We start from the raw sequence: 21,052 nt of genomic DNA, 5'->3' as shown, positions 1-21,052 counted from the left end.
CAGCACCCACGAGGTGCTGCAGTCGGTTATAGAGAAACTGGAATCAGCCATCAATGGGTTGTCGGAACAGGCACATCCATACAATACAGGCAAATTCAATGTTGCCAAACTTAATGCCTTAAAGACTGCCATCGAGAAAGCCAAGAACGTTCCTTCCACAGTTAGCGATGATGAAGCGAATGCTGCTCGCGAAACACTTACCGCCGCCTATCGCTCATTTGCCAACGATGGTCTGAACAAAGGTGGTGCCTTCAATGGTGTGGTCGATGAAAATGTGACTATCCAATATCTCACAGAGGCATCCAACTTCACTCGCTCCGCAGGTGGCAGCAGTCGTTTTGGTGCGCCTCAGAACTGGACAGTAGAGAACTTCAACATCCCCAATGGCAATGATGGAACAAAACAAGGACTGGACAAGTATTCTGGTAATGAAGCTCTGATGTTGGGTGTATGGAACGATGCCGGTAATAACACCAGTGGCGACCTTTCCAATGCGCGCATCTACCGCAAGATCACGCTGCCCGCAGGAAAGTATTACTTCGGAGCAGCCTATAACACCACTTATAATATGAGTCAGCAGGCATATATGTTTGTGAGCAAGAGCCTCTGCAGCACCCATGAGATTCCCACTAAGTCATTAGCCTACTACGGTATCAACAACTGTACAGGCGACATGAAAGTACAGGGACTCTACTTCCAGCTCGACGAGGAAGCAGAGGTTTACATCGGTTTTCAGTCCAACTTGCTGAATGGTTCTGGCACACAGGAGTTTCGCGCAGAGCGTTTGGAACTGCTCAAGCCAAAGGAGATGGGCGACATCCACTCTGAGGCTAACGGATGGCAGAAGCTGACAGCACTGCCTGAAGATGTAAGCCAGTGTTTCTTCGCACTCTACGATCACGCTTCCGATGCCACCATCACACTGGGGGCTGGCAATCAGCAGGGCACCAAGAACAAGACCATGTGGTATCAGCAAGGTGTAAACCCCGAAGGAAACAAGGATGCACTGTGGATTCTTGACGCCTTCAATGCCGACAATTATTCTGGTGCCAAAGGCGAGTCTGCCAAATGGCTCACCCTTACCAGCGCTGGCGATGCCGACAACTGCCTACACTCTTTCGATGATACCCCTTGGAACTTTCGCACAGAAAACAATGGTGAAGGCTGGACTGACCGTTGTTATGTATCAGCTGCCTACAACGCAGAAAAAGGATGGACGCTGACCAACAACAAAGGCGGCGGCAACATTGGCCGTTGGGATGGCACCGATGAGATTGCGGGCAATACCACTGGTGACAACATCGGATACTACGATCTCTATACCATCAACCGCGGACAGTATGTCTCTGTCGTAGAGAATATTGATAAAGCCTCAGAAGAAAATCCCATTGACATCTCATATGTCATCACCAACGCAGACGCAACCCGATATAACAATTTTCACGCCAAGCAACCTGTAGGCTGGACACTCTCGCAGGACGATGCCTTCGAGTGTGAGTACAGCAACTACCTTCCTGCAAAGGTTGGTGCCAGCTATTTCAACAAGTGGCAGAGCTCCGGCAATCTGACCAATCGCAGTATCTCTCAGCAAATAGCAGGTTTACCTAAGGGAAAGTACCGTTTTGCCGTACGCACAAGTGCCAGTGTCATTCACCAAGGTGCTTTCATCTTTGCCAATGAGGACAAAGCCGACATGACCGTTCTTAAGAACGATGCTGCAAGCGTGGTAACAAATGTAGAAGACGGCACCTTGAACATAGGCGTAAAACTGGAGGGATACACCAGTAACGACTGTAAGTTCGACCACTTCACACTGGAATATCTTGGCAGTGAGAAAGGTCAGGAGCAAGGTGGAGAGACTGACGCCATCAACACACTGGAAAAGGGTACTGATGCTCACAGTCTGATTTACGACTTGAATGGTCGTCGTATGATGTCACTAAGGAAAGGTCTCAATATTGTTAACGGTAAAAAGATTGTTCGTTAACGTCGGACAAGCGTTGACCCACTGACGGAAGGCGAACCGTCAAGTTGAACAACATAGACACCTGAAGTCAAACGAGGCAGAGGGAAAGAATAAGACGATTGACCTACAGACAACGAAGAGGAATAAATCACCGTACCATTAAGCGAGAACAGACGAAGAACAGCTGGTTTCTCTAAGGACTGCGACAAACGCACATGAAGCATGCCATCGGCAGATAATCTGACGGTGGCATGCGTCTGTTTTTCAGATACCTCTTTAATCTTATCCGCACAGAGCAGATAGAGCAGTCCGCGATAGACGTCTATCTCACCATATCCATATTCATTATTAGGATACGTCAAGGTGGCATCGGGCTGACGACAGGTGTGAGCCAGCACCTCCTTCACCTCGGCAGGTGTCAGTGTGGGCTTGGCCTGAAGCCACAGTGCGATGGCGCCAGCCACTGCCGGGCAGGCCATAGACGTGCCGCTATTGGAATTCCAGGCATAGGTACGCCCGTCAAAATCAAAATGAGCTACGTCCCATTTCACATCAGAAGCGTCGGGATGTTTCTCCAAATACCAACTACTATACGACGAAATGATGTTATTGCCTGGCGCCATCACGTCGGGCTTGAGGCGTCCGTCCATCGTTGGTCCCACCGAAGAGAACGGCACTCGCATGCCTTCAGGAGCATGCCAATACGCCTTCCACACGCCTTGATAGTTCTCAATGCTGTCCCGATAGCTGGTGGCACCCACGCTGATGACGCACGGTGCCGACGAAGGCGAATGGACGTTGTGCGTCTGCTCGCCAGCTACCAGTTGGGGGTTCTGCCCATTCACCGTCAGAGTGCCTTTCATATTCCAGAAATCCACCTCCGCTTCGCGTCCCACGATCTCCACCGAGAAAGGCACTGTCTTCCCCACGCCACGCTCATTGCTCACCACCACATCGTAGCACACGTCCTGTGCATCGTAGCACGAAGCATAAGCACTCACGTCAAACAGATAGATGTCGTCCTCATGTCGCAGCGCCATCTGCATCATGCTGTCGGGCTGTTCCGTCACCAGTCGGCTGTCCACCAGCACCGTGTCGTTGCGGGCGCCATACAGCACCATCCGCACCACGAAGTCATCGGGCGACTTCAGCGTGAAGGCCGCCTCACTCCCACTCGACGACATGAAAGCACCATCCGACAGTTCGCCATAAGGCTTGCGAAACCATGTCTTCACATGTCCTTTATTACCCGCTGATGCCACCAGGATACGTCCTGGCCCCACCAGACTGTCCAGCATCTCGTAGTACAACTGGTCGTAGCCGTAGAAGTCCTCGCTGCTGCCCTCACTAAACGAGATGACACATGGCTGGTGCAGACGTTCGGCCTGATCGAAAAGGTACTTGAATCCCAGTGCATCGGTGGCAAACGTATATTTATAATAGTCGGCAGAGTCCACATAGACCGCATTATCGCTCACCGCGTTGGCCACCAGACAGATGTCGGCATCGAGCGCCATACCTCGGTATTTCGTATCGTATCCACCGCCTGCAGCAATGCCCAGCGTATGGGTACCATGTGTCATGTCGTGTCCATCGGTAGAGCATCCCAGCGCCTTGATATCTGTGGATTCCGTATAGTCGCGCCCAACGGGGAAAGCACTTCCCACCGTGTCGCGCGACAGCATATCCCAGAACGCTCGGATGCGATATCTGGACATATCGCGACTATAGAAGTTGGGGTGAGTCAAGTCAAAACCAATATCCATCACGCCCACTGTAACGCCCTCGCCGGTGAAAGCCTGCGGCAGTCCAAGTCCCTCGTACACTGGCACTGCATTCAGGTGTACAGCCATTGAGTCGGTCAGCACCTGCGCGGTGCGATTGGCTTCGATGCGCACGATGCGCGGATCCAACGACAGTGCAGCCAACTGATTCAACGGCATATCCACGATGTAGAGTTGTCCTTTCCGCAACAGCACCTGACAACCGTGCGCCTGCAACGCAGCTTGTCCGCCTGCCGTCACCTTCACAAAAGCACAGACCCGTTGCGGTGAAACCACTGCAGTCCTCACCGCCCGTCGCAACATTGGCGACAGTTTACCTAACCGTGCCCGTTGGGCTGCCATTGCCACCAACGCTAAGCCCATGAACATCAACGTTATAAAACGTCTTTTCATTATCATAACTGCGGCAAAGATAACAAAAAATTCAAAAACCACACAAAAGGCGCCCCTTCTTTTACGCTCTTTCAAAAAAATTCTGTATTTTTGTAGCCCGAAAACAAATAACTAAATACTAACAATGAAGAAAATACTGCTCTTAACCATGTGGCTTGCTGTGGCACTAAATGCTATGGCACAAAATGCAGAACAAGCCATGAAGGCCGACTTGATGCAGATGTTGGCTAACTTTTCAACTTATCTTAAGAACGACTTCCAGGACTGTGCAGCCCCCAACAGCCTCAACGAGGTGTGTGGCTGTTTCAAGGGCGAGAACACGATGGGCAACGACGAGCGCGGTGTGCGCCCCAATGCCGACCTATCAATGATTTGCGCCTTTCTGGTGAAGTATGGCAAAGACCAGGTGACACTCCCTGCCAACGTGACGTGGGACGACCTGGAAACCATGGCCATGAAGAGCCTGGTGTTTGCCTACTCTACGCACAAGGCCAACAAGTTGAAGGTGTGTGCCGGCAACAAATACTGGGGGTCCGTCTCCACAAGCGATGCCGTGTGGGAGAGTTCGCTATGGGCTATGTCTGTAGCCTACTCAGCCTTCTTCCAGTGGGACAAGCTGACCAACGACCAGAAAGGCTACGTCTATAATCTGTTGAAAGCCGAGTGCAACTATGAGTTGGGCCGCAACATCCCCACCGGCTACAATGGCGACACCAAAGCCGAGGAGAACGGTTGGGAGGCCGACGTGCTGGCAGCCACGCTGGGCCTGTTTCCTAACGATGAGCTGGCCCCCCGCTGGTTCCAGCGCCTGCGCGAGTTTGCCATCAACAGCTATTCACAGAAAGACGACGCTACCGACCAAACCGTGATAGACCCCGACTACGACCAGAAGCGCGTGATGGATCTCTATAAAGGCAAGAACCTGTATGACGACTACACGCTGCAGAACCATAACTACTTCCACACCTCCTACCAGAACGTGGTCATCCAAGAACTGGGCGAAGCGGCTTTGGCGCTAAAGCTATTCCAGCAGGGACTCTATGGTGAGGAGAAATGGCAGACCAACGCCCTGATGCACAACAACGACAAGGTGATGAGCGAAGTGCTCTACTGGTTGGCCCTGAGCGACGGCGAACTGGCCATGCCTAACGGCAACGACTGGAGCCTGTTCCTCTACGACCAGATCACCTCCTACTCCACCAATGCCTGTTTCCTGCGCGATCCCCACGCCCTGATGCTCGAAGACCGTGCCTACCAGATGATCAAGTCACGCCAGCAGACCACCACCGACGGTCAGTGGCTGCTGCGCCCCGACGTAGGTGCACGCCGCATGGGCGTTGAGGCTCACCGCGTGATGATGACCTGGCTGATGCACGAGGTTCTTTCTACAGCCGATCTGACCCCCACACGCTGGGAGGACTTTAACCGCGAATATGCCGAGGCGAAGGTCTTTGCCTCACAAAACATTGTCCGAGCTTCCAGCCCGCAGCGTTTCACCACCTTCTCGTGGAGCACCGGTCTGCAGAGCTACACGGGCTATATTGCGCCCCACGTCTCTGCTTTGGAACAGTCAAACCTCATCGTGCCTTTCCGTGCCAACAATACCGGTAACTTCCTGGGCTGGTACGACGTGAGCGGCAAGAAGACCAATGCCACTCCTGTGGTGAGCGGCATCTACGACCTGCGTGGCAACAGCTATGTGATGAACGGCGAGCTGAACACCAACGATGGTGTACTAAACAATCGTTTCGCCATCTATTCCACCCCCGGCAATGCCGTTATCTATCTGGACTATGTGCGTGCCAATGCGCCTGTCACCATCACTGCCGAGAAAGGCGGACTCATGGCGATCAGCATGGATGAGTTTACAAAGACCAAGCGCACCTTCTACACAGCCGAAGGCGAACAGGAACTGGACGGCAACACACTGAAGAAGATGACAACACCCTGGGTGAACATCGACAACCAATTAGGCATTGTGACCAGCGGCAAGGGACAGATGGCTTTTGGTGAACGCGCCAACAACAATTCGGTGATGACGGCCAAGCTTTACACCTGCTACAATAATACCAGCAGAAGCGTGAAGAGCGGCGAGACGGTTGACCGTCGTGCCGTGGTCTATTACTCAAACACCGATGCGAAGACCACCTCACAGCTCTCTTCCTGTCTCACACCGATTACAACACCCGACGGATGGAACGCCGTCTTTGCTTTCGACCCTGATAGCACTGGTTATTTCATCCTGTCCAACTTTGCCAGCGACAAGCAGTTCCAACTGTCTGCTATAGAAACGCCATTGGGCTATCCCGTTCTGTCGGTGCCGTCACACTTTTACAGCTTCGCCTTAGAAGAGAATCATAGTCATATTGATGTAGTGAAGATCTACTATGACGACCCAAGCCTGATAACCATACAGGAAAAAGATAATCCCAACGTAGCCTACTTTACAAGCATGGCGGACTGCGAATGTGAGTACACCATTCGCGCTATCACAGAAAAAGGCGTTGTGGAAAAGACTTTCAAGACTTCTGGCACCGTCAAAGCATCAATTGTGGGAGGCGACCTTCTGATCGAGGAAGGTGCCACGTTTCCTGCTCCCGATGAAAAAGAAGACCTTACGCAAGGCTATGAAGACATCACGGAGAGCGTTCTAGAGAATGGCAACTTTGAGACCGACGAGACCTATGGCAAAGCCGATGGCAGCGTCACGCTGAATGGTGTCGTCTATAACCCCTGCTACACCAACACCGTGGCAGCCACCAATGCGAAGTGGCCCAACATCCTGCCCGTCAAAGGCTGGAAGGCAGGCAACGCGCTGAGCGGCGGTTCCAACTTCTGTCGCATGTACTCCATGCCCTACAGCACCACACAGTATTGCGCCAGCCCCAGTTCGGTAGGCAACTACACCGCCCGCTGTTCGCGCCCCATGGCCGATACGGCTTGTGGCAACCGTGTGCTGACGGTGCTCAACTCATGGGATGCGGGTACCAATGCCATCACGCAGACCGTCGTTCTGCCCAAGGGCAAGTTCCGTCTGCTAATGGATGCTCGCTACGAGTGTCCGAACCAGACCAACAATAATGGTACCACCATCACCACCAGCGGCAACAACACCTGCACTTCGATGACTGGTGTCAAGATTGGCACCAAGACCAACTACCGCTATCCATCTGCTAACGCCTCATGGCAGCTGCTGTGCTTCGACTTCGAACTGACCGCGCCACAAGAGGTCACCATCTCCATGGGCTACAAGTCATCAATCAGCGCCGGCGCAGCCAACAACACGCTGCTCTACCTCGACAACGTGCGCCTGCTGCAAGACAACAACACCATCGATGGCATCCACGAGCACCAGGCTGCAGCACCCCGTGGGGTGTGCTACGACCTCATGGGACGCCGCATAGCTGCCCCTGCCAAAGGGCTCTATATTTACAACGGAAAGAAAATTGTGAGATAAAAAAAGAGAATACTATCTGACCACGGGCATCGGTCGGCCAATCAGTGTCGAGTCGATCTTTGCCTTAGGCAGATGCAAGGGGCCTAAAGGCGAATGCAGGCTTTTGCCCTTAGAATCGAACCTGTTGACATCAAACCAAATGGTGTTTTCAGGTTCGGTTTGTTCTATACGCACATGGGCTGTGCCATGGCCCAGGATGCCTAGTCGTGCGGCGGCGCCATAGCTCAAGTCAACGATGCGTCCACGGATGTAAGGCCCGCGATCGTTCACCCTCACCACCACCGTCTTGCCCGTCTCGGTGTTGGTCACCTTCAGGAAGGTGCCAAACTTAAAGCTCTTATGGGCACACGTCATACTGTCGTGATGCAGTCGTTCGCCATTGGCCGTTCGTGTGCCGGTCATTCGTTTAGAATAATAAGAAGCCTTACCGCTCTGGCTCTGCGCCAAAGCAGTAAGGCTTATTGCCACTAACATTAGAAATATCGTTATCTTTCTAAGTTGCATTCAGTTTTTAATTATACGATGCCCTGCGCCAGCATGGCCTTTGCCACTTTCATAAAGCCTGCCACGTTGGCACCCTTCACGTAGTTCACATAGTTGCCCTCGCGACCGTACTTCACGCACTGCTCGTGGATGCCCGACATGATCTGATGCAGACGCTGATCCACCTCCTCGGCTGTCCACGACATGCGCATAGAGTTCTGTGTCATCTCCAGACCAGAGGTAGCCACGCCACCAGCATTCACAGCCTTACCGGGGGCAAACAGCTGACCGGCAGCAATAAACTTATTCACAGCCTCGGCGGTGCAACCCATGTTAGACACCTCAGCCACACAGAGAGGCTTCTGGGCCAGAATCATGTCGGCATCATCGCCGTTCAGCTCGTTCTGAGTGGCACAAGGCAGATAGATGTCGGCCTTCTGCTCCCAGGGCTTCTTACCTGCAAAGAACTTCGAGCCGGGGAATTCCTCCTCGTAGGGCTGACAGACGTCGTTGCCCGATGCACGCAGTTCCAGCATGTATTCTATCTTCTCGGCATCCAGACCCTCGGGGTCGTAGATATAACCGTCGGGTCCACTGATGGTGATCACCTTGGCACCCAGCTCGGTAGCCTTCTTGGCAGCACCCCAAGCCACGTTGCCGAAGCCCGAGAGAGCCACGGTCTTACCCTTGATATCGATGCCGTGGGTGTCCATCATCTGGTGAACGAAGTAGAGAGCACCATAGCCCGTAGCCTCAGGGCGCAGGATGCTGCCGCCCCACTCCATGCCCTTACCCGTCAGGGTGGCGCCATGGAACTGCGAGGTCAGTTTCTTATACATGCCGAAGAGGTAGCCAATCTCACGACCACCCACGCCGATGTCGCCGGCGGGCACGTCCATATCGGGACCAATCACCTTGTAAAGCTCGGTCATAAAGGCCTGACAGAAGCGCATGATCTCGGCATCGCTCTTGCCACGGGGAGCAAAGTCGCTACCGCCCTTACCGCCACCCATGGGCAGTGTGGTCAGTGCGTTCTTGAAGGTCTGCTCGAAGCCCAGGAACTTCAGAATAGAGAGGTTGACCGACGGGTGGAAACGCAGTCCGCCCTTATAGGGACCAATGGCGCTGTTGAACTGCACGCGATAGCCGATGTTCACCTGCACCTCACCCTTGTCATCGACCCAGGGCACACGGAATGTAGTGATGCGTTCGGGCTCCACGATGCGCTCCACGATCTTAGCCTTTTCAAACTCAGGGTGCTGGTTATATACATCCTTGATAGATTCGAGCACTTCGCGTACGGCCTGCAGGTATTCCAGCTCACCGGGATGCTTGCGCTCCAACTCTTGCATAATTTTCTGTACTTCCATAGTGTGTTATAGTTTTAAAGTTGTCAGATTGTTTATTTATACACCGCAAATATATGGAAAATTACGTTACCGACCAAGAAAAAAGGCAAAAACTTTCGTCTTTGCCTTTCAATTTGCCATTCTTTAACGATTTTCACTGTTCTTCAATATTGTACAGGAAGTCGTTGTATGGGTATTTCTGCACATGCAACTCGCGCACCTTATTATATAGTACGCTTCTCAGTTCGTCGATGTTCTCCTTCTGTTTTGCCGAGATAAAGAGGCAGTCGCCCTGCATCTTGGCCATCCAGGTGCGTTTCAGGTCGTCGAGCGAGATATTCTCCTTGGTGGGCTCACGCAGATCGTCTTCCTCCTGTGGGGTCCACTTATAGGCATCGATCTTGTTGAACACCACCATCGAGGGCGTCTCCGAGCAGCCCAGTTCGCCCAGCGTCTGCTCTACCACGCGTATCTGGTCTTCGAAGTCGGGGTGCGAGATGTCCACCACGTGCACCAGAAGGTCGGCCTCGCGCACCTCGTCGAGTGTTGACTTGAACGACTCCACCAGGTCTGAGGGCAACTTACGAATGAAGCCTACAGTGTCGGCCAACAGAAACGGCAGGTTCTCGATGGTCACCTTGCGCACGGTGGTGTCGAGCGTGGCAAAGAGTTTGTTCTCGGCAAAGACGTCGCTCTTCGACAGCAGGTTCATCAGCGTCGATTTGCCCACGTTGGTATAGCCCACCAGTGCCACACGTATCAGTCGGCCACGGTTCTTGCGCTGTGTGGTCTTCTGCTTGTCAATCTCGGCCAGTCGCTGCTTCAGCAGAGTGATGCGGTGCAGGATGATACGGCGGTCCATCTCCAACTGTGTCTCACCAGGTCCGCGCAGTCCCACACTACCTTTTCCGCCACCCGAGCCAGAGCCACCACCCTGGCGCTCTAAGTGCGTCCACAAGCGCTGCAGTCGGGGCAGCATGTAGCGGTGCTGTGCCAGTTCCACCTGTGTCTTTGCCTCGGCCGTCTGGGCGCGCATGGCAAAGATGTCGAGAATCAGCGAGGTGCGATCCAGTATCTTCACCTGCAGTTCCTTCTCGATGTTACGTATCTGTTTAGCGCTCAGCTCATCATCGAATATCACCATACCCACAGGCTGTGGTGCCTCGCCCATATCCTCGGCCGATATCAGCTGTTCTTCCTGCTGATCCATCCAGTCGTCGTAGGCATCTTGACACGCCTTGATATATTGTCTGATCTCGTCCAACTTACCGCTACCCACATAGGTCACGCTGCTGGGTCCGCCCACTTTCTGCGTGAATCGTTTCACCACGCGGGCGCCAGCCGTATCAGCCAGAAACTCGAGTTCGTCGAGGTATTCTTTTGTTTTTGCTTCGTCTTGTTGTGGGGTTATCAGTCCCACCAGCACAGCCGTCTCGGCCTTAGCTTCTGATATTACAAATTCCTTCATTCAATATAATTATCTGATAATCGGGTACAAAGGTATAAATAAAAAGTGGGATAACCATCAGGTCGTCCCACATTTTATTTATACAGATTGTATCTTACCGCTATAAGATTATTTCTTCTCTGCAGGGAACATCAGCATGAGGGCTGGCATACCACTGGCACCATAGCTCTCGACAACATCGTTCTTGCTGGTCTTCTTTGCGAAGTTACCCATCTGGATGCCACGAGTCTTGTCCATATTAGCATATGCACTCTGCAGATTAATCTGAATGTGTGACAGGTATTTCTGCTTCGCCACGTCATCCAAGCCACAATCATAAACCAGCATTTTGATATACTGCGCATAGATGGCTGCATAGACACCCTGCTCATAACCTTTCTCAAAGTCGAGAATGGATTTGGTGCACATGTGATCTATGATATAGTCGGCAGCGCGCTGTGCCTTTGTCAGGTAGCTGGCATCTTGAGTCAACTGATAGAGCATGCAGCTGGCACCGATATAGGTGGACTGATTGTAGAGGTGATCGCTGAAGCCTGGTGCACCACCATGAATACCGTCAGCCACACGGCCGTTGGCATCGACGAGCACCTCATCGGCCCATGCATAGACCTCCTTGGCCTTTTCCAGATACCAAGCCTTCGTCTGATACTTAGGACGGGGCTCTGCAGATGGTGTGCGTCCCTCTGGCACCAACTGATAGAGATGGCAAGCGGCAATCACTGTTGGGAAGTTGATGCAAGCCGAACGGAAGTCACCGGGCTTGTGAGGACGAGCGTGGTCAATGGGCTGCCACTCCCAGAACATACCGCCGCCGGCCTTGCCTGCAAAGCGGGTAGGATCGGCATAAGAACCATCGTCGCCCACTTTCTCAGAACCATACCACACGCGGCAGAAGCTCTGCTCTGAGTATTTCAGATACTCGGCTTTTCCAAATGTCTCGTAAGCACGAGCCAGAGCACCTGTCCACCACATGATGTCGTCATATACAAACCAGCCATTGTTCGTGCTGGGGTTGTCGAAATCGAAGTTCACATAGTGCGTCTTCTCACCATTATAGATCTTGTCGTGCAGTTTCTTGTATTTCTTCATGCGCGACTTGTTGCCCTCGGCCTTAGCACGATTATAGGCATTGACCACCATGTCGTAATAGATGGCCTGGCACCAGATGGCGGCAGCACATCCAGAAACATCGTTGTCGCGATAGCCGTTGCCGCGATGGTCGGCACGCGCCTGTTTGGTGTCTGCTTTATAAATGAACTCATCTGTGTCAAGGAATACGGCATTAAAGTCGTCGTAGGTTTTCCACTGTGCTTCGTTGTTGTAGGAAATGCTCACTTGGGCATTGACATGGCTCCACGCCATGAGACAAAAGAAAAGTAATGTTAGGTGTTTCATTGTTTTTAGCATATATATAAATTGAAGGCGCAAAATTACGAAATTAATCCTGATATGCCAAATGTTTTTTGTTCTATTAAGATTATTCGGCTATAGCTGGATGCTGACAATTGGCATCCACATATCATCTTCTTAACGTCACAAAAAAAGGCCCCTCAACGTGGCATCATACGGCTTTCATCGGCTCATTCAGGCCGAATCGACAGCTCACACTGCCCGTTTGAGAGACAAAAACAGGGGGTATTACAAACCATTAGTTTAACTCTTACTATCGACCTAGACTTTAGAATTGTCATTTCTAGAGTCTAGATGAGTGAATTCTAGACTTTAGGAAGGAGGAATCTAGACTTTAGAATGTGCAGTTCTAGAGTCTAGATCCGACACAAAACTTACCGAATTGCATCGCAAAACGGCCACTATTGCTTGCTAATAGTGCCACTATTGCCACGCAATACTGGCACTACTGGCATGAGAATGGGCTTAAATGAATGTTTAATCGTGCTCCTGCAGCCACGCCGTCAGCACTTGGCAATACTCTCGGTGGGCATCGACGAAGCACATGTGTCGCGAGCGGCGGAACAGATGCCAACGGCTGTTGAGGATGTGTTCATAGAGCGAAGCAGCCACAACGGGTGTGCAGATGTCTTGCGTGCCACTGCAGATGAGCGTTGGCTGCGTGATTTGGTTCAGCTTGCTGGTGTATTCAAAGTCCTTCAAACTGCCCAACGGCTGATACTCGTTGGGGCCCCAGCCATAGAGGTAGGCCTCTCTGCCTGCACGCTTCGGGCGCGTCAGGCACTCGGGCGACAGTGCATCGGTGCTGGTCACGAAGCGGTCGAAGTAATGATCGTTGGCACGCAGATAGTCGGGGTCATCCCAGTTGCCCGTAGCCTCGGCCCTGCGGATGGCAGCCTTGTCTTCTTCCGAGAGATAGGTGATGAGCCGATGTTGCTCGCTGGCCCACAGCGAACTGGACGCATGACCCGAGGAGAGAATCAGCGACTTCACGCCCACAGGCTTTTGATCGATGGCATAGGCAATGGCCTGCATGGCGCCCCACGACTGTCCCAGCAGGTGCACCTCGCGCAGATGCAGATGCTCGCGGATGGCCATGAGCTCGTCTATCCACGTCTGCAGTGTCCACAGCTCGGGATGTCCGTCCAGATAGGAGTTGCCACAGCCTATCTGATCGTAGGAGATGATCTGTCTGCCCGTGTCGGCCAGCTCGTCGAGCACCTCGAAATAGTTGTGCGTGCTGCCCGGGCCGCCATGCAGCAACAACAAGGGCGCCTTGTCGGATGGTTCTCCCACGATGCGGTAGTAGGTCTGATAGTCCAGAAACGGCATATAGCCTTCAGTAATACGATGATTCATGTTGTTAATAGTAGCTTAGTAATTAATCGATTGACGTTGCGAAGATACAAATTATTTTGAATACTAACAAGAAAAAACGCAAAAATACATCGTTGACAGCGAAACGGAAGTACAAAATAGTTAAACTAACCTAATAAAATTATAAATGTACGTACCATATATTATTAAATTACTACATTTGCACTACTAAAAAACATTACCAACCAAAACCTGAATAATAATGAATAAATATGCTGTCATCATGGCCCTTCTGTTACTATTCTCCCTAACAGGACGGGCAAAAGTTAAAACAACCGTGTGGGAAAATCCCTCTACTGAGTATGGAAGCCATTACGGCAATGGTAATTTTCTGCTCGACCTCGACGTAAGTAAGGTGGAATTGAAAACCGACGAGACGATGGTACACATCACAGCACGTCTTCGCCAAGCAGAAACAGACTACGCCTTCCAACTGACAGGCGACACCTATCTAAAAGTGGGCGAAAAACGTTTTTACAGAGTGTTGATTGACCCTAAAGAAACCAAGGAAAAAGGACTATACGAACTAGCCATCCACTTCCCACCACTTCCAAAAGGCACAAAGGCTTTCGACTTTTTCGCCAGCAACAATCAAGAGACATATCAGATCAAAGGCATCAAACCTGCAGAAGAACGCTGGAAACAGCTTTTCCCTTCGTATTGGAGCGACAAACAGGGCAACTGGAAAATAGCATTTCTGGATGATTGCGCCATCTACCAATGTAAGTTCTGGGACTATAGACAGTGCAGCGTGAACCAAAAGACAGGCGAGGCTGACATCGTCATGCAGAATGGCAATGACATAGTGAAAGTCAGCATTGGAAAGAACAAGAAAGGCATACGCACCATACAGATGGGCAACCAAAAAGAAGAACTAGCTATGATAACCTCTCGCTACATGCCCGACTACCCCACAAAGGACATGCGAACCGACTTTGTGGATACAGACTATAAAACCGACACTGTGACACTCATAGGCTGGATTAAAGACATGCCCGACTTCATGAAACCCCAGAACACCTTTGGCATCTGCCACGGGAATATCTATACCGATAATGAAGAAACTGTCAATGCCGACTTGGATGAAAAGGGCCGATTCATGATAAAAATACCTCTGCTAAACAGTTCGGAGCTTCTATGCGACTGGAATCGTTGCAATTTTTATACCATGCTTGAACCCGGCAAGACCTACTTTCTGCTGTATGACTACAAGGAGGGGCGACGTTACTTTATGGGCGACGACTGTAGGCTACAAAATGAACTTATCAAGTATCCACCCTGTTGGGATTCCAACAACTTTTATATTGGTTTAGAAGGAGCAGGACACGCTAGCGATGAAGAGCTCGAGCAGTATATGACATCGGTTGACAGTCTCTTAAAGGTTCAAACGGCCCAATTAGACGCTTTCTGCGAGCATCACCCTACCCTGTCTTCACGCTATCGTATTTTCAGTAAAGGAAACATGCTGACTAATCATGCACAATCATTCGGGCAGGCACGTTTCAGAATGCGTAATTTCATGCTATCCGACAATGCCCGCCGCTATGCTCACGACACCTTCTGGACTAAATTCGAGCATCCCTACACTTTGCATTCCTCTCTAAGCTATTTTATGCGCGATTATCTGGATGATGTACTAAGAGTTCACTCAAAACCAACTTCTTTGCTGATTGCTGACTATATCAACGATATTACATCCAGCGATGAGGAGCAGGCCCTTCTGACACGCTGGAGTAAATGGATTAACGAGGCAAATGCGAAAATAAATGCTGCTCCAACCAATGAAGAAAAGAAAAAACTGGCAGAAAAAATCAATGCCGACAATGCTGAACTGATCAGAGATATTAATCAGATCCTGAACAGACCAAAGGTTCAAAAGTTCCTTCACAGCATGTACACCCTACATAAAATGGAAAAAGAGTCATATCTTCTTGACTCAATGGGTATTGATCCATTTATCAAGAACGTCTGGCTCACACGAACTGTACTAAATACCTTTGAGCATGACCATTCATCGCTAACGCCAACTGTCTTAGACTCGATGACAGCCATCATTAATAACCCTTACAGCACTGCCTTGATAGAGGAGGCCAACAAGCACTATCTAGCCATCGAAAATCGAGAATTTGACAAGCAGGTACTGAAATCGGCAGACCATCTTGCCGGCATCACAGAGGGCGAAGCATTACTCAAGAAAATCCTGGAGCCCTATAAAGGAAAGATGGTGCTGCTCGACATTTGGGGCACCTGGTGTAGCCCTTGCAAGGAGAGACTGTCGCACTCTGGTGAAGAGTATGCCAGACTGAAAGACCACAACATTCAGTATCTCTATCTGGCCAACCATAGTCCACAGGAATCATGGGAGAATGTTATCAAGGAGTATCAGGTTTATGGACCAAACGTGGCTCACTACAATCTGCCTGATGAGCAACAGAAAGCCATTGAGAGCTATTTGAATGTGCATACATGGCCAACCTACAAGCTGTTTAATCAGAATGGTGAGCTCCTTGACGCAGACATTGATCCGATCGACCTCGACGAGCTGGAACAACAGATATACCGAATGCGATAGGGCTCAACTAAAGGATTCTTTTTCAAACATTAAAGCACGCCACCAGACAACAAAAAAGCAGAAAAGTCGTCATCTTTTAAAAATAATCATGTAACTTTGCAGCTGAAAACTGAAAGCTAACATTACAAACAAGATGAAAACTTTTCTACTGAACAGCATGGCGGCCCTCTTGACCCTGAGCGCCGGAGCGCAATGCGCTTACGATGACCAGAAGTTGCGCACAGACAGCCTGGACAGAGGTGTGGTGGCTGTACGCGACGGCAACAGTGTGTTTCTGAGTTGGCGCACACTGAAAGGCGACCGCAAAAACGAACCCTTTTACGTTTATAAGAACGGTGAACTGCTAACGAAAGAGCCACTGACCGAAGGTGGCACCTGCTTTGTGGACAACACTCCATTGGACAAAGTGAACATCTACGAGGTGCGCGGTGGAGCAGCCAACGGGCTGTTTACACTGCGCAGCGAAGCACCACATGGTTACGTGGCTGTGAAACTTGACAAACCTGCCGATGGTACAACACCCGACGGGAGGCCCTTCAGCTATACGGCCAACGATGCCAGCGTGGGCGACGTGGATGGCGACGGACAATACGAGATATTCCTGAAATGGGATCCTTCCAACTCGCACGACAACTCGCACGATGGCTATACGGGCTCCACACTGATAGACTGCTACCGACTGAACGGACAGCGGTTGTGGCGCATTGACCTGGGCAAGAACATACGCAGCGGCGCACACTACACGCCATTCATCGTCTATGACCTGGATGGCGACGGCAAGGCCGAACTGATGGTGAAGACGGCCGACGGCACCTGCGACGGCCAAGGCCACGTGATAGGCGACGCGGCGGTGGATTACCGCGAACTGCGCGGACGCATCCTGGAGGGACCTGAGTATATCAGCGTGTTCAACGGTCTGACCGGCGAGGTGATGGACACCAAGCCCTACATGCCCGGAAGAGGAAAACTGAGCGCCTGGGGCGACGACCGCGGCAACCGCTCGGAGCGCTACCTGGCTGGTGTGGGCTACTTTGGCCACAACACGGCCAGCGCCATCTTCTGTCGTGGCTACTACACCCGCAGCGTCATTGCCCTGTGGGACTGGGATGGGCACCAGCTGCAGAACCGCTGGACCTTTGACACCGACGATGCCCAGTGGAACGACTATGCCGGACAGGGCAACCACAACCTGCGCATCGCCGACGTGGATGGCGACGGCTGGGACGAGATAACCTATGGGTCGATGGCTGTGGACCACAACGGCGAAGGCCTTTACAACACGGGCATGGGACATGGTGACGCCATCCACCTGGTGCCCGATCCACTGACCGACCGACTCTACATCTGGGATTGCCACGAGAACCGCCGAGACGGCAGCGACCTGCGCGATGCCAGGACGGGCGAGGTGGTGTTTCAGATCAAAAGCACCAGCGACGTGGGCCGCGCCATGGCTGCCGACATCGACCCCACCAACTACGGATGGGAGCTGTGGAGCAGCGACAGCCACGGCATTCGCAACATGAAAGGCGACGTGATGGCCACGGCACAGGATGCCAAGGACCCACAGCACCAAAACAGGCTGGGCATGAAGATGGGACGCTGGCTGAGCATCAACTTCGGCATTTGGTGGGACGGCGACTTGCTGCGCGAACTGCTGGATCATGAGAGCGTCACGAAATATAATTGGGAGACCAAGAACATCGACCTGGTGAAACGCTTTGAGGGCATCCGCTTCAACAACGGCACGAAGTCGAACCCCTGTCTGGCGGCCGACATCCTGGGCGACTGGCGCGAGGAGGTGATGGCACGCAACGAGGACTCCAGCGAACTGCGCATCTACACCACCACCATCCCCACGAGCTATCGCATCAACAGCCTGATGAGCGACATCCCCTACCGCCTGTCGGTGGCCACGCAGAACGTGGGCTACAACCAACCTTCGGAACCTGGCTACTATATTGGTCCCGACAAACAAGACTACGTAAAATAAAAACTCCATACCTGACTATGAAAAGAATCATACTGACAGTGGCATTGATGATGCCTTTAATGCTGTCTGCACGCGAAGCAACAGTGACATCACCCAACGGAAAACTCACCGTAGAAATCAACGACCAAAATGGATGTGCCACCTATGCTGTCACTCTGGACGGACAGCAGATGGTGCTGCCATCGGCACTGGGACTGAAGACCGACTTTGCCGACTTCACCCAGGGACTGAAGATCCTGAACACAAAGGCCACGCCAGTGGACCGCAGCTACGAGATGCGACAGGTCAAACAGTCGAAGATGCACTATGTGGCCACACAGCTGGACGTTGACCTGGAGAATGCCAAGCACCAAAAGTTCACGGTGCAGTTCTCGGTATCTGACAACGATGTGGCTTTCCGCTACAGCATTCCACGTCAGAAGAACGACAATCCTAAATGTGCGTTCATCACAGAGGAAGCGACGGCATTCTTGCTGCCCGAACAAACCACAACGTTTATCTGTCCGCAGATTGGTCCGTTTACCGGATGGGAGCGCACTAAGCCCAGCTACGAAGAGGAATACAAAGCTGATGCGCCCATGAACGTGAAGTCGCAATATGGTCGGGGCTACACCTTCCCCTGCTTGTTTCATGAGGGCGACAAGGGCTGGGTGCTGATCTCTGAAACAGGCGTCAGCAGTCAATATTGCGGCTCGCACCTCTCTGACTATGAAGCAGGCAAGGGCTATACCATTGCCTTCCCCGATGCTAAGGAGAACAACGGCAACGGCTCGGCACAGCCAGGCATCATGCTTCCCGGCACAACGCCATGGCGCACCATCACCGTGGGACAGACTCTGAAACCTATTGTAGAGACCACCATCCCCTATGACGTGGTGGAACCGCTCTACGAACCGTCAGAGGACTACAAGGCGGGACGTTACACCTGGAGCTGGCTGATTTGGCAGGACAACTCCGTTTGCTGGGACGACCAGATTGCCTTCATCGACCTGGCTGCCGAGATGGGCTACGAATACTGTCTGGTGGATGGCTGCTGGGACACGCAGATAGGGCGCGACCGCATGCCCGCACTGTCGAAATATGCACAGGAGAAGGGCGTGGCCCTGATGTTGTGGTACAACTCGAATGGTCACTGGAACGACGCGCCACAGACCCCACGCGGATGTATGGACACCAACATGGCCCGCGACAAGGAGATGCGCTGGCTGAAAGAGATTGGCGTAAAAGGTATTAAGGTGGACTTCTTTGGTGGCGACAAGCAGGAAACCATGAAGCTCTATGAGGACATACTCTACGATGCCAACCGCTATGGCATTCAGGTGATCTTCCACGGTTGCACGCTGCCCCGCGGATGGGAGCGCATGTATCCCAACTATGTGTCGAGCGAGGCCGTGCTGGCTTCCGAGAATGTGTATTTCTCTGACTACCATGCTGCACAGGAGTCTTTCCAACTGACCATGCACCCCTTCTGTCGCAACGCCGTGGGCACCATGGACTGGGGTGGCGTGATCATGAACAAATACATGAGTCGCGACAACAAAAGTCGCCACCAGCGTCAGACCACCGACGGTTTTGAGATAGCCACCGGCTTCATCAATCAGGCTGCCATACAGTGTGTGGCCGTTCAGCCCAACAACCTCGAAGACTTGCCTCAGCACGAGCTCGACTTCCTGAAGCAGTTGCCCACCACATGGGATGAGACCCGCTTCATCGACGGCTATCCCGGCAAATATGTCGTGCTGGCCCGTCGCCACGGCAACGACTGGTACATCGCAGGCCTCAACGCCCAGAAGGAGCCTCTAAAGTTGACACTCGACATCGCTGGATACCAGATGCTGCTCAACGACCAGGCCGACAAGAAAGGACACATCACCGGAACAAGCATCACACGCATTGCGAACAAGGCCCTGAAGAAGGGAAAACTGAACATCACCGTGCAGCCAAACGGTGGTTTCGTGGTCTTCTGATTTAGTTAAAAAATCAAATTTCGCACCGCACTTACATATAAAATATGTATCTTTGCACCAAATAAATGTAAAAACTATGAAAACATTACTTCTTTCGCTTGCTGTGCTATTGATGCCAGCATGCATGTCTGCACAGGACCATACAGACGCATTCACCATCCGCATCAAAGGGATGAGATGCGAAGAGTGTGCACACAAGGTGAAGACCAGGCTGCTCAAAGAAAAAGGTGTGGAAAGTTTGTCGTTCGACCTGGAGAAAAGAACGGCTACGATTAGTTACGACCAGACGAAGATCAGTCCCGACTCTATCAAGTCTATACTGAAAGGTACGCGCTACAAGGCATCCCCCTACAACGAGAATGACACCATTCTGCGCGGCATGGGGCTGCAGATGAGCGACATGCACTGTCAGAACTGTGCCAACCGCATCATGAAACGCATGGAGGGCATGGTGGGTATCGACAGCATAGCGGCACATGTGGACAGCCACTACGTGTTCTTCCGCTACGATGCCAACCGCACGTGCAAGGCAGCTATCCGCGAAGTGCTGGGCGAGATGGGATTTACGCCCGTGAACTACTACACCAGCAAGGACATCAGCTTTGCCTACTTCCTGATTCCGGAAGACACCGACGTCGAGGAAGCCATCGAGATGGCACTCTCGCTGGAGGCGGTGGACGATGCCAACGCCAACAAGCAGAAGCACTCGCTGGCTATCACCTATGCCAACAAGTACACCACGGAGGAGAAGTTGCTGGAAGGACTGCGCAGCGCTGGCATCAAGGCCACACTGCCCGCCCCACACACGTGCAAAGAGTAACCAATCAGTATTGACC

The 21,052-nt window shown here is 52.0% G+C and carries 12 protein-coding genes; 6 read left to right on the top strand and 6 right to left on the bottom strand.

Annotated elements, in window-relative coordinates:
• The first annotated feature begins 13 nt into the window (after positions 1–13).
• A complete protein-coding gene (locus tag T433_RS16985; RefSeq protein ID WP_248616457.1) occupies positions 14–1,987 on the top strand; it encodes a DUF5013 domain-containing protein in 1,974 nt (657 codons plus the stop codon).
• Here T433_RS16985 and T433_RS0101785 read toward each other — a convergent pair.
• A complete protein-coding gene (locus T433_RS0101785) occupies positions 1,984–4,143 on the bottom strand; it encodes a S8 family serine peptidase (RefSeq protein ID WP_027454623.1) in 2,160 nt (719 codons plus the stop codon). The two genes, T433_RS16985 and T433_RS0101785, sit on opposite strands and share 4 nt — an antisense overlap.
• A gap of 124 nt (positions 4,144–4,267) precedes the next feature.
• Between T433_RS0101785 and T433_RS16710 the strand changes: the two genes are divergently transcribed.
• Positions 4,268–7,600: a hypothetical protein gene (locus tag T433_RS16710; protein WP_052356938.1), complete on the top strand. Its 3,333-nt coding sequence runs from the start codon at positions 4,268–4,270 to the stop codon at positions 7,598–7,600.
• Between the two features lie 12 nt (positions 7,601–7,612).
• Here the strand turns inward: T433_RS16710 and T433_RS15750 are convergent, their stop codons facing one another.
• The 5 genes from T433_RS15750 to pepI all read right to left on the bottom strand — a co-directional run bounded on the left by T433_RS15750 (position 7,613) and on the right by pepI (position 13,669).
• Positions 7,613–8,074, bottom strand: coding sequence for a septal ring lytic transglycosylase RlpA family protein (locus T433_RS15750; protein ID WP_231477972.1), 462 nt, complete (start codon positions 8,072–8,074; stop codon positions 7,613–7,615).
• A gap of 41 nt (positions 8,075–8,115) precedes the next feature.
• Positions 8,116–9,453: an NADP-specific glutamate dehydrogenase gene (gdhA, locus tag T433_RS0101770; protein ID WP_027449181.1), complete on the bottom strand. Its 1,338-nt coding sequence runs from the start codon at positions 9,451–9,453 to the stop codon at positions 8,116–8,118.
• A gap of 133 nt (positions 9,454–9,586) precedes the next feature.
• A complete protein-coding gene (gene hflX, locus T433_RS0101765; RefSeq protein ID WP_027454622.1) occupies positions 9,587–10,900 on the bottom strand; it encodes a GTPase HflX in 1,314 nt (437 codons plus the stop codon).
• Positions 10,901–11,008: 108 nt separating this feature from the next.
• Positions 11,009–12,295, bottom strand: a complete 1,287-nt coding sequence (locus tag T433_RS0101760; RefSeq protein ID WP_044109006.1) for a glycoside hydrolase family 76 protein — start codon at positions 12,293–12,295, stop codon at positions 11,009–11,011.
• A 492-nt stretch (positions 12,296–12,787) separates the two neighbouring features.
• Positions 12,788–13,669: a proline iminopeptidase gene (gene pepI / locus T433_RS0101755; protein ID WP_027454620.1), complete on the bottom strand. Its 882-nt coding sequence runs from the start codon at positions 13,667–13,669 to the stop codon at positions 12,788–12,790.
• A 220-nt stretch (positions 13,670–13,889) separates the two neighbouring features.
• On the opposite strand from pepI, the gene T433_RS0101750 reads away from it, so the two are divergent.
• From T433_RS0101750 to T433_RS0101735, 4 genes are all read left to right on the top strand, one after another.
• Positions 13,890–16,259, top strand: a complete 2,370-nt coding sequence (locus T433_RS0101750; protein WP_081778311.1) for a TlpA family protein disulfide reductase — start codon at positions 13,890–13,892, stop codon at positions 16,257–16,259.
• A 133-nt stretch (positions 16,260–16,392) separates the two neighbouring features.
• Positions 16,393–18,249, top strand: a complete 1,857-nt coding sequence (locus T433_RS0101745) for a rhamnogalacturonan lyase (RefSeq protein ID WP_044109004.1) — start codon at positions 16,393–16,395, stop codon at positions 18,247–18,249.
• A gap of 17 nt (positions 18,250–18,266) precedes the next feature.
• Positions 18,267–20,216 carry a glycoside hydrolase family 97 protein gene (locus T433_RS0101740; protein WP_027454617.1) on the top strand — a complete coding sequence of 650 codons (1,950 nt, stop codon included), beginning with the start codon at positions 18,267–18,269 and terminating at the stop codon, positions 20,214–20,216.
• Between the two features lie 76 nt (positions 20,217–20,292).
• Positions 20,293–21,036, top strand: coding sequence for a heavy-metal-associated domain-containing protein (locus T433_RS0101735; protein ID WP_027454616.1), 744 nt, complete (start codon positions 20,293–20,295; stop codon positions 21,034–21,036).
• Positions 21,037–21,052 lie beyond the last annotated feature (16 nt).

Source organism: Xylanibacter brevis ATCC 19188 (assembly GCF_000621725.1).
GTDB lineage: Bacteria > Bacteroidota > Bacteroidia > Bacteroidales > Bacteroidaceae > Prevotella > Prevotella brevis.
This window is presented reverse-complemented; position numbering and strand designations above follow the sequence as displayed.